The 15,619-nt window shown below is 38.2% G+C and carries 13 protein-coding genes; 7 read left to right on the top strand and 6 right to left on the bottom strand.

The genetic code is table 11. The features are described 5' to 3' along the window. Positions 1-29 precede the first annotated feature (29 nt). Positions 30-1,811 carry an aminopeptidase P family protein gene (locus tag FHG85_RS07970; protein WP_173074714.1) on the top strand — a complete coding sequence of 594 codons (1,782 nt, stop codon included), beginning with the start codon at positions 30-32 and terminating at the stop codon, positions 1,809-1,811. Positions 1,812-1,879: 68 nt separating this feature from the next. Here FHG85_RS07970 and FHG85_RS07965 read toward each other — a convergent pair whose 3' ends face one another. The 6 genes from FHG85_RS07965 to FHG85_RS07940 form a co-directional block, all read right to left on the bottom strand. Then, a complete protein-coding gene (locus FHG85_RS07965; RefSeq protein ID WP_173074712.1) occupies positions 1,880-2,296 on the bottom strand; it encodes a secondary thiamine-phosphate synthase enzyme YjbQ in 417 nt (138 codons plus the stop codon). An 8-nt stretch (positions 2,297-2,304) separates the two neighbouring features. After that, entirely contained in the window at positions 2,305-4,038 is a 1,734-nt protein-coding gene (locus FHG85_RS07960; RefSeq protein ID WP_173074710.1) for a phospho-sugar mutase, read from the bottom strand. Positions 4,039-4,064: 26 nt separating this feature from the next. Further along, positions 4,065-4,916: a dTDP-4-dehydrorhamnose reductase gene (gene rfbD, locus FHG85_RS07955; RefSeq protein WP_173074708.1), complete on the bottom strand. Its 852-nt coding sequence runs from the start codon at positions 4,914-4,916 to the stop codon at positions 4,065-4,067. Positions 4,917-4,922: 6 nt separating this feature from the next. Next, positions 4,923-5,489, bottom strand: coding sequence for a dTDP-4-dehydrorhamnose 3,5-epimerase (gene rfbC, locus FHG85_RS07950; protein ID WP_173074706.1), 567 nt, complete (start codon positions 5,487-5,489; stop codon positions 4,923-4,925). A 6-nt stretch (positions 5,490-5,495) separates the two neighbouring features. Further along, complete coding sequence (rfbA, locus tag FHG85_RS07945; RefSeq protein WP_173074704.1) at positions 5,496-6,371, bottom strand: glucose-1-phosphate thymidylyltransferase RfbA; 876 nt, start codon at positions 6,369-6,371, stop codon at positions 5,496-5,498. Between the two features lie 69 nt (positions 6,372-6,440). After that, positions 6,441-7,391, bottom strand: a complete 951-nt coding sequence (locus tag FHG85_RS07940; RefSeq protein WP_173074702.1) for a UDP-glucuronic acid decarboxylase family protein — start codon at positions 7,389-7,391, stop codon at positions 6,441-6,443. Between the two features lie 191 nt (positions 7,392-7,582). Here FHG85_RS07940 and rpsA point away from each other — a divergent pair, with 191 nt between their 5' ends. The 6 genes from rpsA (at position 7,583) to FHG85_RS07910 (ending at position 15,614) form a co-directional block, all read left to right on the top strand. Continuing rightward, positions 7,583-9,412, top strand: coding sequence for a 30S ribosomal protein S1 (gene rpsA, locus FHG85_RS07935; RefSeq protein ID WP_173076824.1), 1,830 nt, complete (start codon positions 7,583-7,585; stop codon positions 9,410-9,412). Positions 9,413-9,453: 41 nt separating this feature from the next. Next, positions 9,454-9,804 carry an STAS domain-containing protein gene (locus tag FHG85_RS07930; protein WP_173074700.1) on the top strand — a complete coding sequence of 117 codons (351 nt, stop codon included), beginning with the start codon at positions 9,454-9,456 and terminating at the stop codon, positions 9,802-9,804. An 8-nt stretch (positions 9,805-9,812) separates the two neighbouring features. Further along, positions 9,813-10,754, top strand: a complete 942-nt coding sequence (locus FHG85_RS07925) for a ribonuclease Z (protein ID WP_173074697.1) — start codon at positions 9,813-9,815, stop codon at positions 10,752-10,754. A 93-nt stretch (positions 10,755-10,847) separates the two neighbouring features. After that, positions 10,848-12,377: a glutamine-hydrolyzing GMP synthase gene (gene guaA, locus FHG85_RS07920; protein ID WP_173074695.1), complete on the top strand. Its 1,530-nt coding sequence runs from the start codon at positions 10,848-10,850 to the stop codon at positions 12,375-12,377. A gap of 15 nt (positions 12,378-12,392) precedes the next feature. Then, entirely contained in the window at positions 12,393-13,985 is a 1,593-nt protein-coding gene (locus FHG85_RS07915) for a S41 family peptidase (RefSeq protein WP_173074693.1), read from the top strand. A 48-nt stretch (positions 13,986-14,033) separates the two neighbouring features. Then, positions 14,034-15,614, top strand: a complete 1,581-nt coding sequence (locus FHG85_RS07910; protein WP_173074691.1) for a DEAD/DEAH box helicase — start codon at positions 14,034-14,036, stop codon at positions 15,612-15,614. Positions 15,615-15,619: the final 5 nt, after the last annotated feature.

Raw genomic sequence — 15,619 nt, 5'->3', positions numbered from 1 at the left:
TGATTTCAAATTACAAATCTTGTAAAATCATGAGTTCAAATATTCCTGATAGGCTTAATTTGCTTCGTAAGCAAATGAAAAAAGTTGGAGTTGATGCCTATATTGTTTTCCATAGCGACCCTCATCTAAGTGAATATATACCAGATTACTGGAAAGAGCGCGAATGGCTTTCTGGTTTTACTGGATCTGCTGGTACGCTAGTGGTTTCAAAAGATAAAGCAGCACTTTGGACTGATTCTCGTTATTTCATTCAGGCTGAAATGCAGCTTAAGGGAACTGGAATTGAACTTTGCAAAATGGGAATGCCCGATACGCCCGATATACAATCGTGGCTTGCCTTGAACCTTCAACCCGATTCTGTTGTAGGTTGTAATGGTTTGCTTATTTCTGTTCAAAATAAGAAGGAGCTGAATAAAAGCATTAAGGCAAAAGGGTTTAAAGCAAAATTTGATATTGACTTGGTTGGGAAAATCTGGCAAGATAGGCCTTCCATCCCTGAAAATGAGGTTTATGTGCATGATATTGAGTTTGCTAAGGTGTCGGTTCAAGAGAAACTTGGGAGGATAAGAAAAGAGCTTTTAATTAGGAATGCCACTGCATACATGATGGGTTCGCTCGACGAAATTTGTTGGACTTTCAACCTTCGTGGCTCGGATATCGATTATAATCCCGTTTTCCTTTCCTATGCAGTGGTTGAGGAAGATAAAGCAACTCTTTATGTCGATGAGAGTAAATTATCGGATGAGGTTAGGCAGTTTCTCGAAAATGAAATGGTTACTATTAAACCTTACGATAAAATATTTTCAAAATTAGAGAAGCTAAAAAAGAAGAATAGGGTTGTACTTGATCCATCTAAGGTTAACTATGCGATTTTTTCAAAAATTCACAAAAAAGTAAAGATAGTTGAGGCTCCTGGATTAGCATCAACTTTAAAGGCAAGAAAACAAACTGTGGAAATTGAAGGAATTCAAGATGTCATGATTCAGGATGGAATAGCAATGGTTGAATTCCTTTATTGGCTGGAGAATAGTGTTGGTAATGAGGAGATTACAGAAATTACTGTAGCCGAGAAACTTTTAGAATTAAGGGGTAAGCGTAAACATTTTGTAAGCGAAAGTTTCGGAAGCATAGTTGGTTATGCCGATCATGGAGCTATTGTCCATTATAGCGCTACGCCCGAAACAGCATATGCTATAAAGCCCGAAGGCTTTTTGCTTGTCGATTCTGGCGGTCAGTATTTGAATGGTACAACCGATATAACAAGAACCATTCATCTTGGAACGCCTACCGATGAAGAAAAACTCGACTATACTCTTGTTCTTCAAGGAATGATTCGCCTTTCCATGGCTCAATTCCCAAGAGGAACCAGAGGCTCACAGCTCGATACTTACGCACGAATGGGACTTTGGGAGCGAGGATTAAATTATGGTCATGGAACTGGGCATGGTGTTGGCTATTTTCTTAATGTGCATGAAGGACCGCAGCAAATTAGACCAGAAAATCACTTGCCAATAGAGCAGGGAATGGTTATGTCCAATGAGCCTGGTATCTATAAACCTAATAAATATGGTATAAGAATTGAAAATCTGATTGCTTGTGTTGAGAAACAAAACACTGAGTTCGGTTCATTTTTGGGCTTTGAAACCTTAACGTTGTGCCCTATCGACATAAAGGCTGTTGATGTTAACCTTTTAAACTCTAAAGAAAAAGATTGGTTGAATAGCTATCATCAGCTGGTTTATAGCAAACTTTCGCCACATCTTTCCGATGAACTATCAAAATGGCTGAAAGGAAAAACTAAGGAGATTTAATCCCCCTAAAATGATAAGAGGCTATCGAAAATCGGTAGCCTCTTATCATTAATTAAGAAAAAGTAATACTATTCCCCAATAATCTTAACAAGCACTCGTTTTCTACGTTTGCCATCAAATTCCCCATAGAAAATTTGTTCCCAAGGGCCAAAATCAAGCTGTCCATTGGTTACTGCAACCACAACTTCTCGTCCCATAATTGTTCTTTTTAAATGTGCATCGGCATTATCCTCAAAACCGTTATGCTTGTATTGGGAGTAAGGCTTTTCCGGGGCTAGTTTTTCGAGCCAAACCTCAAAGTCGTGATGTAATCCACTCTCATCATCGTTTATGAAAACGCTTGAGGTGATATGCATTGCATTTACCAAGCATAATCCTTCTTTTATGCCACTTTCTGCAAGGCAAGCATTGACTTCGGGTGTAATGTTAATTAGTTCACGTCGATTTCTTGTTTCAAACCATAGCTCTTTTCTGTACGATTTCATGGGTTAATCTATTTTAGGTTTAACTCGGTAACAATATTTTCAATAGACTTATCAAGTCTTGTAAATGCTGTATCTATGTCTTCACCTTCATCAAGTTGGCCTTTGACGCTAATGTAGAACTTGATTTTTGGTTCTGTACCCGATGGCCGAACCGAAACTTTCGTTCCGTTTTCAGTGATAAACTGCATTACATCCGACTTGGGTAGGTTTATTGGGTATTCTTTACCAGTATGAACATTAATTGAAACTTGGTTTAGGTAATCGATAATGGTTACAACTTTGGAACTTCCAATTTCTTTGGGTGGGTTGCTCCTGAATTTCTCCATTATCGATTTAATCTCTGCTAAACCATCTATTCCTTTTCGAGTTAGCGATACGAGGTGTTCTTTATAAAGGCCATATTTAGTATAAATTTCATAAAGTATATCTAGCAAAGTTTTATCTTTACTTTTAGCCCACGCTGTAATTTCTGCAAACATGGCACAGCTGAGTACAGCGTCCTTATCGCGAACAAAATCGCCATAAAGGTAACCGTAGCTCTCTTCGCCACCTGCAATGAATTTTTTTACACCTTCCTGCTCACGTATTTTTTCGGCAATGTATTTAAAGCCCGTAAGCACTTCGTAGCAGTCAACGCCAAAATCATGAGCAATAGCCGAAATCAAATCGGTTGTTACAATTGTCTTAACCAAAAACTCATTACCCGAAATCTTGTTGTGCTCATGCCATTTGTTTAGGATATAGTAGATAAGTATTGATGCTGCTTGATTTCCGTTAAGTAGCACATAATCGCCGTTTGGTTTGCGAACTCCAATACCTACACGGTCGGAGTCTGGGTCTGTTGCCATTGCAATTTCGGCATAGTACGCTTTTGCTTTTTCTATGGCCAGCTGCATAGCAGTCCGCTCTTCGGGATTCGGCGATGCTACTGTTGGGAAATTGCCATCAATCTTACATTGCTCCTCAACAGTGATAACATTTTTAAATCCAAACTTTTTAAGTGCCATAGGCACTAAATTAACGCCAGTTCCATGTATTGGTGTATAAACAATGGGAAGTTCAGAATATTGTCTTATCACTTCTGGTGAAAGAGATAGGGTTGATAGTGTATTTAGATATATTTCGTCAATTTCTTTGCCTATTGGTACTATTAGTTTTTCATTTCCTTTAAAGTTTACCTGTTCTATGTTGTTAATGGCCTTAACCTCTTCAATTATACCTTTATCATGAGGAGGTACAATTTGTCCACCATCTTCCCAGTAAACCTTATAACCATTGTATTCCTTTGGGTTGTGTGAGGCAGTTATAACAATACCACAATGGCATTTGAATGTCCTTATAGCAAAACTTAGCTCAGGGGTAGGACGTAAGGAGTCGAAAATGTAGACCTTTATTCCATTAGCGCTTAAGACCTTTGAAGCAATCTCTGCAAAAAGCGGACTATTATTCCTTGAATCGTAGGCAATGGCTGCGCGAATTTCTGGTAGTTGGGCAAAATGCTTTTTTAAATAGTTGCTTAAGCCTTGAGTCGCCATACCTACGGTATACCTATTCATGCGGTTTGTTCCTACTCCCATTATCCCTCGTAATCCGCCTGTGCCAAATTCTAGGTCACGGTAAAACGACTCGGTTAGTTCTTTAGGGTCGTTCTCAATGAGTTCCTTAACCTTCTTCCTGGTTTCTTCATCAAATGATGGGCTAAGCCATTGTCTAGCTTTTTCCAAAACGCCTTTATCAAGCATATCAAAATATTTTTTGTTTCACCTAATTATAGCTCATCAAAACATTTACAGAGGCTATTCCTCCAATATGGAATTTCAATATTGAGCAAATTGCTGATTTTATTTTTGTTAAGAACGCTGTACTGCGGGCGGGTTGCTTTAGTTGGATATTCTTGAGTGGTTATTGGAGTTATTTTGGCTTTAAACTTTGCAAGTTTGGCTATCTCAACAGCAAAATCATACCAGCTGCAAACACCTTGGTTTGAAAAGTGAAATATCCCTTTTTCAAAATATTTATCTGGGTTCGATGCAATTTTTAAAATTGCCAATGCCAGATCGTTTGCTAGGGTAGGGGTACCTGTTTGATCGAAAACAACCTTAAGTTCAGTACGTTCTTTCCCGTATTTGATAATAGTTTTTAAAAAGTTATTTCCGTAAGCAGAATATAACCATGATGTTCTGATAATCATTGCGTTATCATAATCCTGTAGGTTCTCTTCGCCCTTAAGTTTGCTTTGGCCATAAGCAGACATAGGATTAACCTTATCAATTTCTGTGTAAGGTGTGTTCCCTTTTCCATCAAATACGTAATCGGTTGAAATATGTATTATGCTAATGCCATTCTGCTTACAATGCTCTGCCAGTAGTTTAGGGGCTTCTGCATTTATTAGAAAAGCCTTTTCTGGTTCATCTTCGGCTTTGTCAACCGCTGTGTAAGCTGCACAATTAACAATGATATCAGGTTTGAACCTGCTTATGCCATTATTTATTGATGCCTCTGACGTAATATCAAAATCATCCAAATCGGTATAAGTTAGCTGTATGTTGCTAAATGCAACCGATTCTTTTTTTATCGCTTTACCTAGCTGTCCATTAGCGCCAGTAACTAAAACTTTCATATTTTATTAATAGGTTGTACCGAAATCAAAATTAATCTCTGCATCTTTTAAATAAGGATGAACATTGTCTTTTGCAGAAACGATTGCTTCATCTAATCCAATTAGCCAATCGATTCCTATTTGAGGATCGTTAAAACGTATACCACGGTCAGCCTCAGGGTTGTATAGCTCATCGCATTTGTAGTTTACAATGGCATATTCACTAAGGGTAACAAAACCATGAGCAAAACCTTTAGGTATAAGTAGCTGATGCTTGTTCTCATCCGAAAGTTCCACACCAACCCATTGGCCAAACGTTGGGGAGTTTTTTCTAATATCAACTGCAACATCAAATATTTTACCTTTAACCACTCTAACTAGCTTAGATTGAGCGTAAGGTGATAGCTGATAGTGTAATCCCCTAATAACCCCTTTTTTAGAAAACGATTCATTATCCTGTATGAAATTATTTTCTATTCCCAAAGCATGAAAAGTTTTTTGGTTGTAGCTCTCAAAAAAGTAGCCCCTGTTATCGGTGAAAACCTTTGGCTTAATAATTTTTATCTCAGGAATTTTTGTTTCTTCAATTACCATGGTAGATTAATAATGTTTTTCGTTTGCAATTCTGTATAAGTATTGTCCATACTGGTTGTTTGAGAGTTGATCGGCTAACTTTAGCAGCTGCTCTTTGTTAATAAAGCCGTTTCTGTAGGCTATTTCCTCAATGCAAGCTATTTTTAATCCTTGCCTATCCTCAATTGTTTGAATGAAATTTGAAGCTTGCAGCAGGCTTTCGTGGGTTCCTGTGTCAAGCCAAGCCATCCCACGTCCCATGATTTTCAGATTTAGCCTGCCTTCATTAAGGTATAATCGATTTAAATCGGTTATTTCTAGCTCACCGCGTTTTGAGGGTTTTAATGATTTTGCTTTTGCAACAACATCATTACTATAAAAGTAAAGTCCCGTTACAGCATAGTTCGATTTCGGATTTTGAGGCTTTTCCTCCAACGAAATCACTTTGCCATTACTATCAAACTCTGCAACTCCATAGCGTTGAGGGTCCTTTACATAATAACCAAAAACGATGGCTCCGTCGGTTAGCTTTGAACTCTCGTTAAGCAGCTGGGTTAAATTTCCGCCATAAAAGATATTGTCGCCTAATACCAGGCAAACACTATCGTTGCCAATGAACTTTTCACCTATTATAAATGCTTGGGCTAATCCGTCGGGTGAGGGCTGTATGGCGTATTCAATTTTTAAACCAAATTGACCACCATCGCCAAAAAGATCTTGGTATAGGTGTATGTCTTTGGGAGTAGAAATGATTAATACTTCTCTAATATTGGAAAGCATTAATACCGATAAGGGGTAGTATATCATAGGTTTATCGTAAATCGGTATTATCTGCTTTGAGATGCTCTTTGTTATGGGATAGAGCCTTGTACCAGCACCACCTGCTAGGATTATTCCTTTCATAGTTTTAGTTTTAGAAATTTTGCAAATTTAATTCATTAACTATATGTATCAATTATAAGTTTGTCTTTATCATCCCTGTCTCTCTATTTCTTGCCTGAAATACTCAATTGTTCTTGTTAATCCTTCGTTCAAACTTATTTTAGGGCTCCATGTGGGTAAAACTTTTTGTGTCAATGAAGTATCGGGCTTTCTCTGTTTAGGATCATCTTCAACTTGGGGTTTAAAAACTATTTTTGATTCGCTACCTGTTAGCTGAATGATTTTTTTAGCTAAATCTATCATTTTATACTCCTGGGTGCTGCCAATATTTATGGGGAAATGTATTTCGCTTTTGCTTTCCATTAGTAGTATTAGAGCATCAATAAGGTCATCGACATACATAAAACTACGAGTTTGATTGCCATCACCATAAATGGTAATGTCTTTGTTTGACAGGGCTTGAACTATGAAGTTAGAAATAACTCTGCCATCGGTTAAACTCATTTTTGGCCCATATGTGTTAAAAATTCTAGCAATTCTAATGTTCACACCATTCTGAGCATGGTAGCTTGTGAATAGTGTTTCTGCACAACGTTTCCCTTCGTCGTAGCAGGCCCTAGGACCAATTGGATTTACGTTACCCCAATAATGCTCTGGTTGAGGATGAACTTCGGGATCGCCGTAAACCTCGCTTGTTGAGGCTTGCAATATTTTTGCTTTTACTCGTTTGGCAAGCCCTAACATGTTAATCGCCCCCATGACTGAGGTTTTAATTGTTTTAATAGGGTTTTTTTGGTAATGAATTGGCGATGCTGGGCATGCAAGGTTGTATATTTCATCTACCTCAGCGTAGTAGGGTACCGTTACATCGTGTCTAACAAGCTCAAAGTATGGATTAGCAAGCAAATGTGCAATGTTTTGCTTGCTTCCACTAAAATAGTTATCAAGACAAATTACCTCGTTTCCCATATGGAGTAAACGTTCACAAAGATGAGAACCAAGGAAACCTGCACCTCCCGTAATTAAAATTCTTTTTCTCATATTGCTAAACAGGTTTAAAACAAAAGTAAGATTTTTTGCTCAAATAATACCCTTTAACTTCTTTTGCGCTGATTATCATTAAAAAATAATTGGTTAAATTTGATTTTTTTCAATAAAGTTATGTATTTTTGCATTTCGATTTTTATCTATAAATAATGTCTAACTAATTAACAATTTGAAAGTTAATGACAATGAGTGATGAAATGGCCAAAGAGCCGCTAAAAAACCAAGAAGCTGGAATTCCTGATTTTGACTGGGATTCTTATGCTGAAAATCAAACCTATGATTCTAATCAGCTAAAAGAGTTAGAACAGGTTTATGATCAAACCCTATCAACCATTGCTGAAAATGAGGTGGTTGAAGGTACCGTTGTTGGAATTACTAAACGTGAAGTTTTTGTCAACATCGGTTACAAATCTGAGGGTGTAATTAGCATCAACGAGTTTCGTTACAACCCTGATTTAAAGGTTGGCGATAAGGTTGAGGTTTATGTTGAAAGCCCCGAAGATAAGAAAGGACAACTTGTTCTTTCTCACAAGAAAGCACGTGTTCTTCGTTCATGGGAGCGTGTTAACGAGGCCTTTGATAAGGGCGAAATTATTAAAGGTTACATCAAGTGCCGCACTAAAGGTGGTATGATTGTGGATGTATTTGGTATTGAGGCATTCTTACCTGGCTCACAAATTGATGTTAAGCCCATCCGCGATTACGACGTATTCGTAGGTAAAGTGATGGAATTCAAGGTTGTTAAAATCAACCACGAATACAAGAACGTTGTTGTTTCGCACAAGGCTCTTATTGAGGAAGAACTTGAGCAACAAAAGAAAGAAATTATTGCTAAGCTTGAAAAAGGACAGGTTCTTGAAGGAACCGTTAAAAATATTACCAGCTACGGAGTATTCATCGACCTTGGCGGCGTAGATGGTTTGATCCACATTACCGACCTCTCTTGGGGACGTGTAAATCATCCAGAAGAAGTTGTTCAGCTCGACCAAAAGCTGAATGTTGTTATTCTTGACTTTGACGATGATAAGAAACGTATCGCACTTGGCTTAAAACAGCTTACACCACATCCTTGGGATTCGCTCGATCCTAACTTAAAGGTTGGCGACAAGGTTAAAGGTAAAGTTGTTGTTCTTGCCGATTATGGTGCATTCATTGAAATTGCACCTGGTGTTGAGGGGCTTATCCACGTTTCCGAAATGTCATGGAGCCAACACTTACGCTCTGCTCAAGAGTTCCTAAAAGTTGGCGATGAGGTTGAGGCAGTTATCCTTACACTTGACCGCGAAGAGCGCAAAATGTCGCTTGGTATCAAACAGCTAAAACCAGATCCATGGACTACTATCGAGGAAAAATACCCTGTTAATTCTAAGCATAAAGCTAGAGTTCGCAACTTTACCTCATTTGGTATTTTTGTTGAACTAGAAGAGGGTGTTGATGGATTGATTCACATCTCGGATCTTAGCTGGACAAAGAAAATCAAGCATCCTGCTGAATTTACCAACATTGGCGATGAGATTGAAGTAGTAGTGCTTGAAATTGACAAGGAAAACCGTCGTTTAAGCCTTGGTCACAAACAGCTCGAAGAAAATCCTTGGGATGTATTCGAAACTATCTTCTCTGTTGATTCTGTTCACGAGGGAACTATAGTTGAAATCTTCGATAAAGGAGCTGTTGTTGCACTACCTTATGGTGTTGAAGGTTTTGCTACTCCTAAACACTTAGTTAAGGAGGATGGAACTACAGCTAAAGTTGATGAGAAACTACCATTTAAAGTGTTAGAATTCAACAAGAATGCTAAGCGTATTATAGTTTCGCATAGCCGTACTTTTGAGGATGAGAAAAAGGCTGTTGAAGAAAAAGCAGAAAAAAAATCAAAATCATCCGCACAAAAAGTTGTAAAAAAGTTGAATTCTAGCATAGAAAAAACTACCTTAGGGGATATTTCAGAGTTGCAAGCTCTAAAATCGGAACTTGAAGCAAATCAGAAAAAATCTGACTCTGAAAGCGCCGAGTAGTTTTAGAGTTGCGAAAGTTTAACCATTTAATCCTGAAAGAAATGGAATTTAAAATTCAAAAGTTCGAGAAGTTCACCCAAATAGAGGTACTTGAAGAAAAATTGGATACTAATATTGCACCAAGTCTAAAGTCAGAATTAGTATTAATTTCTGGAAATGGTGAACGAAACATAATACTCGACCTAAGTAGTTGCAGATACTGCGATTCTTCAGGGTTAAGTGCTATTCTTGTTGCAAACAGGCTTTGTAAGAATGCTGGTGGAACATTTGTTCTTACTGGTCTTACTGATGCTGTTGAACGATTAATTACAATTTCGCAACTCGATACAGTGCTTAATATTGCATATTCTAAGGATGAGGCTGTGCAAATGATTGAAAAGGCTGAAAACTAAACAAACTAGTGACCTTTTCAGTTACCATACTAGGTAGCAGCTCAGCATTGCCTACATCTAAACGTTTTCCTTCCGCTCATGTGCTTAATGTACATGAGCGGTTTTATCTTATTGATTGTGGTGAGGGTACTCAGATTCAGCTTCGAAAGTACCACTTGCCCTTGAACAGGATTAACAATATTTTCCTTACCCATTCACATGGCGACCATGTTCTTGGCATTTTTGGTCTAATATCTACTCTTAATCTTCTTGGTAGGACTAACGATTTACATATCTATGGTGTTGCCGACTTTGAAGATTTGCTTATGCAAAACGTTAAATTCTTTACCGATAAGCCAAGTTTCAAGGTTATATACCATGCTGTTGACCCATTTAAAGTAGAGGAGATTTATACCGATAAGCATGTCGTTGTGACTACAGTTCCCTTACGACACAGGGTTCCTGCAGTTGGTTATCTATTTAGAGAAGCACCTAAGCAACCGAATATTAGAAAAGATATTATTTCTAAGTACAATCTAACAATTGCTGATATTGTTAGTATAAAAAATGGACATGACTTAGTTTTACCCAATGGAGATATTATACCCAATAGTGAGCTAACATATATTCATAGCCAACCTCGCTCGTATGCATATTGCTCCGATACCTTGTACAGCGAACGCCTTGTTGGCTTGGTTAAAGGTGTCGATTTGCTTTATCATGAGGCCACATTCTTGCACTCTGAATTAGAGTTGGCTCGCAAAACAGGTCACTCAACTGCACTTCAGGCCGCAACCGTAGCATTAAAAGCAAATGTTGGTAAGCTAATATTGGGGCATTTCTCGTCTCGTTATAAGGATATTCAACTGTTTTTAAATGAGGCCAAAAGTGTTTTCCAAAATTCATATGTTATAAACGATGGCGATACAATTCAGGTTAGTCCTAAAATTGTTGATAGTCAGTTCGATTAGTTATTTATTCATAAAATATACATGCTGGTAAGAAAAACAATTCATTTTTGGCACTAAATTAGTACCTTTGCAAATCAAAGTTTTATTATAATCATGCATCAAAAGATTATTATTCTAGATTTTGGGTCACAGTACACCCAACTAATTGCCCGAAGAGTTAGAGAGTTTAATGTGTATTGTGAAATTCACCCATTCAACAAAATTCCACAAATAGATAGTACAGTAAAAGGTGTAATCCTTTCAGGTAGCCCATTCTCTGTTAGAGATGATAATGCTCCTTTTGTTGATCTAAAAGACATTAAAGGTAAATTACCGTTATTGGGCATATGTTATGGAGCTCAATTCCTTTCCCAAACTAATGGTGGAGAGGTTATGCCATCGGCTACTCGTGAGTATGGCAGGGCTACCATTGAGGTTGTTGATAATGAATGCCCTCTTTTTGCAAACCTATCGCCGCGCTCTCAGGTTTGGATGTCGCATGGTGACACTATTGTTAAAATTCCCGATAACTTCAAGGTTATTGCAAGCACTGCTGATGTTAAAGTTGGCGCATTTGAAGTTAACGGAGAACAAACCTATGGTATACAGTTTCATCCGGAGGTGTACCATAGCGTTGAGGGTGCAAAACTTATCAAAAATTTTGTAGTTGATATATGTGGGTGTTCACAAGATTGGACTCCCGCTTCTTTCGTTGAAGAATCTGTAAGTAAGCTAAAGAGTACATTAGGTAACGATAAAGTTGTCTTGGGCCTTTCTGGTGGGGTTGATTCTTCGGTTGCTGCTTTATTGCTTCATAAAGCTATCGGAAAAAATCTTACATGCATTTTTGTTGATAATGGCCTACTTCGTAAGAACGAATTTGAACAAGTGCTAGAATCGTATCAGAGCCTAGGCTTAAATGTTATCGGTGTTGATGCTAGTCAGCGCTTCTATAAGGAACTTAAAGGAATAACCGACCCAGAACAGAAAAGGAAAATTATTGGTAGAATATTCATAGAGGTGTTCGACGACGAGGCACATAAGATAAAAGATGTAAAATGGCTTGCCCAAGGTACCATCTATCCCGATGTGATTGAATCGGTATCAGTTAACGGCCCTTCTGCTACTATAAAGTCACATCACAATGTTGGTGGACTTCCTGAAAAAATGAACCTCAAAGTTGTTGAGCCTCTACGCCTACTTTTTAAGGATGAAGTTCGTAGGGTTGGTAAAGAACTTGGATTACCTGGAGCAATTCTAAACAGACATCCTTTCCCAGGACCAGGGTTAGGGATTAGAATTCTTGGTGAGGTTACTCCCGAGAAAGTTCAGCTTTTACAAGAAGCCGATAGCATTTATATTCAAGGACTGCGAGAGGCTGGCTTATATGACAAAATCTGGCAAGCTGGTGCAATCCTTTTGCCAATTCAATCGGTAGGCGTAATGGGCGATGAGCGAACATACGAGTACGTTGTTGCTCTTAGGGCGGTTACCTCAACCGATGGTATGACTGCCGATTGGTACCACTTTCCTCATGAGTTTTTAGCCCGTATTTCAAATGATATTATTAACAAGGTTAGAGGTATTAACCGGGTGGTTTACGATATTAGCTCGAAACCTCCTGCCACAATTGAATGGGAATAACTAATCTTTTGCCTTATGAAAAAATTTTTTATTAGCATACTAGTTGCTTTATGCACTGTTTTTACTGTAAATGCTCAATCTAATTCTAGCTTTAGCGCTTATAAGTTTGTCCGTTTTATTCAATATCTTTCAAGTAGTTATGTTGACACAATTAATGTAACCCGATTGGTCGACGATGCTATCGTTGATATTTTAGGACAGCTCGACCCTCATTCTGTATATATCTCTAAAGAAGATGTTCAAGCCATGAACGAGCCGCTAGAGGGCAAGTTCGAAGGCATTGGCATAGAGTTCAACATTTTGAATGATACTTTAATGGTTGTTAACCCTATTTCAGGCGGACCTTCGGAAAGGGTTGGTATTATGGCTGGCGACAGAATTATTGAGGTTGATGGAAAGCCTATCGCTAGCATTGGGCTTAAAATACCAGATGTCCATAAACTTCTTAGAGGCCCCAAAGGAACTCGTGTCGATCTGAAAATAGTTAGAAAAGGGGTCAAGGAGCCTCTCGATTTTACAATTATTCGCGATAAAATCCCAATCTACAGCGTTGATACATACTACATGCCCGAACCTGGCGTTGGGTATATTAAAATAAATAGATTTTCCGCCACTACCGAAGATGAGTTTGTTCAAGCTCTCGATGAACTCGAGAAGAAAAGAATGAAAGATCTTATTATTGATTTGCGAAATAATGGCGGGGGATATCTTAATTCGGCTTATGAAATTGCGAGTTACCTTTTTGATCCAGGTAAACTTATAGTTTATACCGAGGGCCGAAATAGTCCTAGAACCGATTATTTCTCTCATAAAAGAAAACGCAAACCCTTTAAAGGTCGTGTCTTAATTATGACAGACGAGGGTTCGGCGTCTGCCAGCGAAATTCTTTCTGGTGCAGTGCAGGACTGGGATAGGGGAATTATTGTTGGTCGTCGAACATTTGGAAAGGGGCTTGTCCAAAATCAGCTTCCTTTACCCGATGGCTCTATGATAAGGTTAACTGTTGCTAAGTATTACACACCATCTGGTAGAGCAATTCAGCGCCCTTACAAAAAAGGTGATGCTAAAGAGTACTATTCTGATTTGGAAAAACGATATAAGGATGGCGAATTATTTAACCAGGACAGCATTCACTTCCCCGATTCTTTGAAGTATTACACACTAGTTAAAAAGAAAGTTGTGTATGGTGGTGGGGGCATAATGCCCGATGTATTTGTCCCTCTCGACACTTCATTCTATTCCAATTACTACGGTAAACTTGTTCGTTCGGGAGTAATCAACCAATTTGCCATTCAATGGGTTGATGCTAACCGTAAATCACTCCTTAAGAAATATACAAAGTTTAAAAAGTTTGAGAAAAACTTTAATGTTGACGATTCAATACTAAATGAACTTTTTGACTTTGCTGAGTCTAAGAAAATATCACGCGATGAAGAAGGGATAAAAACATCTTCGAATGAGTTAAAGATCCAGCTAAAGGGGTTGTTTGCTCAGTCGTTATTTGGACCTGGTTATTACTATCAGGTTTCTAATTCTTCTAACGAAACTTTCAGAAAATGTCTCGAAATTCTTAAGAATTGGGATAAATATAAGCATTTAGTGCAGTAGTTTTAATGTTATACATTTTATTGGTCATACCGACCACAAATTTTTACTATGGAAATAAACAATGAATTCAAGCAGTTAGGGTTATCGGATAAAGCCCTTCACGCAATCACAAAAAAGGGCTTTGAACAACCTTCACCTATTCAGAAGATAACCATACCTGTCTTGTTAAGTGAAGATAATGATATTATTGCTCAAGCCCAAACAGGAACAGGAAAGACAGCGGCTTTTGGGTTGCCATTAATAGAAAAACTCGAAGGCCAACCCAAAGGAATTAAAACGCTTGTTCTAGTTCCTACCCGTGAGCTTGCCCTGCAAGTTTGCGATGAGATGCTCTCTCTTGCAGAAAAAAGGGTGGTTATTACTGCCGTTTATGGTGGACAGTCTATATCGGAACAACAACGTCGTATAAAAAAAGGTGTTGATATTGTAGTTGGTACTCCAGGTAGAATACTTGATTTAATTAGACGTGGCGATTTAGATTTTAGCTCTTTGCAGTACTTTGTTTTAGACGAGGCCGACGAGATGCTTAACATGGGCTTCATTGATGATATAGAACTCATTATGAAGCATACACCCGATGAAAAGCGTGTTTGGCTTTTCTCGGCAACTATGCCCGATCGTATCGTAAAGTTGGCCAAGAAGTACATGAAGAGCCCTAAGAAATTACAGGTTGATAGAACCCAGCCAACTACAGGTTTAACCGATCAGATCTATTTTGAAGTACATGAAGGTGATAAATTCGATGCTTTAACTCGAATAATTGACATTGAACCAGAGTTTTACGGATTGGTTTTTTGTCGTACCCGAAACGATGTTGATACAGTTACCAATAAACTTATTGAGCGTGGTTACGCTGCAGAAGGTTTGCATGGCGAAATTTCTCAGGCACAACGCGAAAAGACTTTAAAAAAGTTTCGCAAAAAGTACATCAATATCCTTATTGCTACCGATGTTGCCGCACGAGGGATAGACATTGCAGACCTTACACACGTTATTAACTATAGTTTACCCCAAGACCCAGAATCATACATACATAGAATTGGAAGAACCGGTAGAGCAGGGAAACAGGGTACTGCAATTACTTTTGTATCACCTACCGAGTACCGTAAACTCAACTATTTCCAGAAAGCCACAAAGGTAAACATTCGAAAAGAGCTTTTACCAGCTGCCGAAGATATAGTTGCAGTTAAACGAGAAAAGATTAAAGAGGAGCTCCGCGAAATAATTCAGAGCGGTAAATATTCAGATTATTTAGGGATGGCTGAGGATTTGATTGAAACCAATAGCCCCGAAGTTGCTTTAGCTGCACTTCTCCGCCTCGCCTTTAAAACACAGCTCGATGCATCTTCATATTCCGAAATTAGGACTTTTCATGTTGATACCAAGGGAACAACTCGTTTGTTTATTGGGTTAGGGAAAAAGGATGGGATGAATCCAAGGAAGATTTCTGAATTTATTAGAAAAGAAGTTCAAATCCCCGATAGAAAAATTGACGATATTTTAGTTCGCGACGATTTTTCTTTTATAACGGTTCCTTTCAAAGAGGCAGAAAGGATTTTAAATGCATTTGCTAATCGTAAAGCCGATGGCAAACCTTTAATAACTAAGGCAAAACCCAAGAAAAAGTAACTTCA

This window comes from Tenuifilum thalassicum, from assembly GCF_013265555.1.
Lineage (GTDB): Bacteria > Bacteroidota > Bacteroidia > Bacteroidales > Tenuifilaceae > Tenuifilum > Tenuifilum thalassicum.
The sequence above is the reverse complement of the archived record's forward strand: the minus strand, read 5'-3'. Positions and strand labels throughout refer to the sequence as shown.

Bases quoted from the DNA above. Each gene is read 5' to 3' on its own strand.
- FHG85_RS07970 (WP_173074714.1), top strand. From the start codon at position 30: ATGAGTTCAAATATTCCTGATAGGCTTAATTTGCTTCGTAAGCAAATG.
- FHG85_RS07965 (WP_173074712.1), bottom strand. From the start codon at position 2,296: ATGAAATCGTACAGAAAAGAGCTATGGTTTGAAACAAGAAATCGACGT.
- FHG85_RS07960 (WP_173074710.1), bottom strand. From the start codon at position 4,038: ATGCTTGATAAAGGCGTTTTGGAAAAAGCTAGACAATGGCTTAGCCCA.
- rfbD (WP_173074708.1), bottom strand. From the start codon at position 4,916: ATGAAAGTTTTAGTTACTGGCGCTAATGGACAGCTAGGTAAAGCGATA.
- rfbC (WP_173074706.1), bottom strand. From the start codon at position 5,489: ATGGTAATTGAAGAAACAAAAATTCCTGAGATAAAAATTATTAAGCCA.
- rfbA (WP_173074704.1), bottom strand. From the start codon at position 6,371: ATGAAAGGAATAATCCTAGCAGGTGGTGCTGGTACAAGGCTCTATCCC.
- FHG85_RS07940 (WP_173074702.1), bottom strand. From the start codon at position 7,391: ATGAGAAAAAGAATTTTAATTACGGGAGGTGCAGGTTTCCTTGGTTCT.
- rpsA (WP_173076824.1), top strand. From the start codon at position 7,583: ATGAGTGATGAAATGGCCAAAGAGCCGCTAAAAAACCAAGAAGCTGGA.
- FHG85_RS07930 (WP_173074700.1), top strand. From the start codon at position 9,454: ATGGAATTTAAAATTCAAAAGTTCGAGAAGTTCACCCAAATAGAGGTA.
- guaA (WP_173074695.1), top strand. From the start codon at position 10,848: ATGCATCAAAAGATTATTATTCTAGATTTTGGGTCACAGTACACCCAA.
- FHG85_RS07915 (WP_173074693.1), top strand. From the start codon at position 12,393: ATGAAAAAATTTTTTATTAGCATACTAGTTGCTTTATGCACTGTTTTT.
- FHG85_RS07910 (WP_173074691.1), top strand. From the start codon at position 14,034: ATGGAAATAAACAATGAATTCAAGCAGTTAGGGTTATCGGATAAAGCC.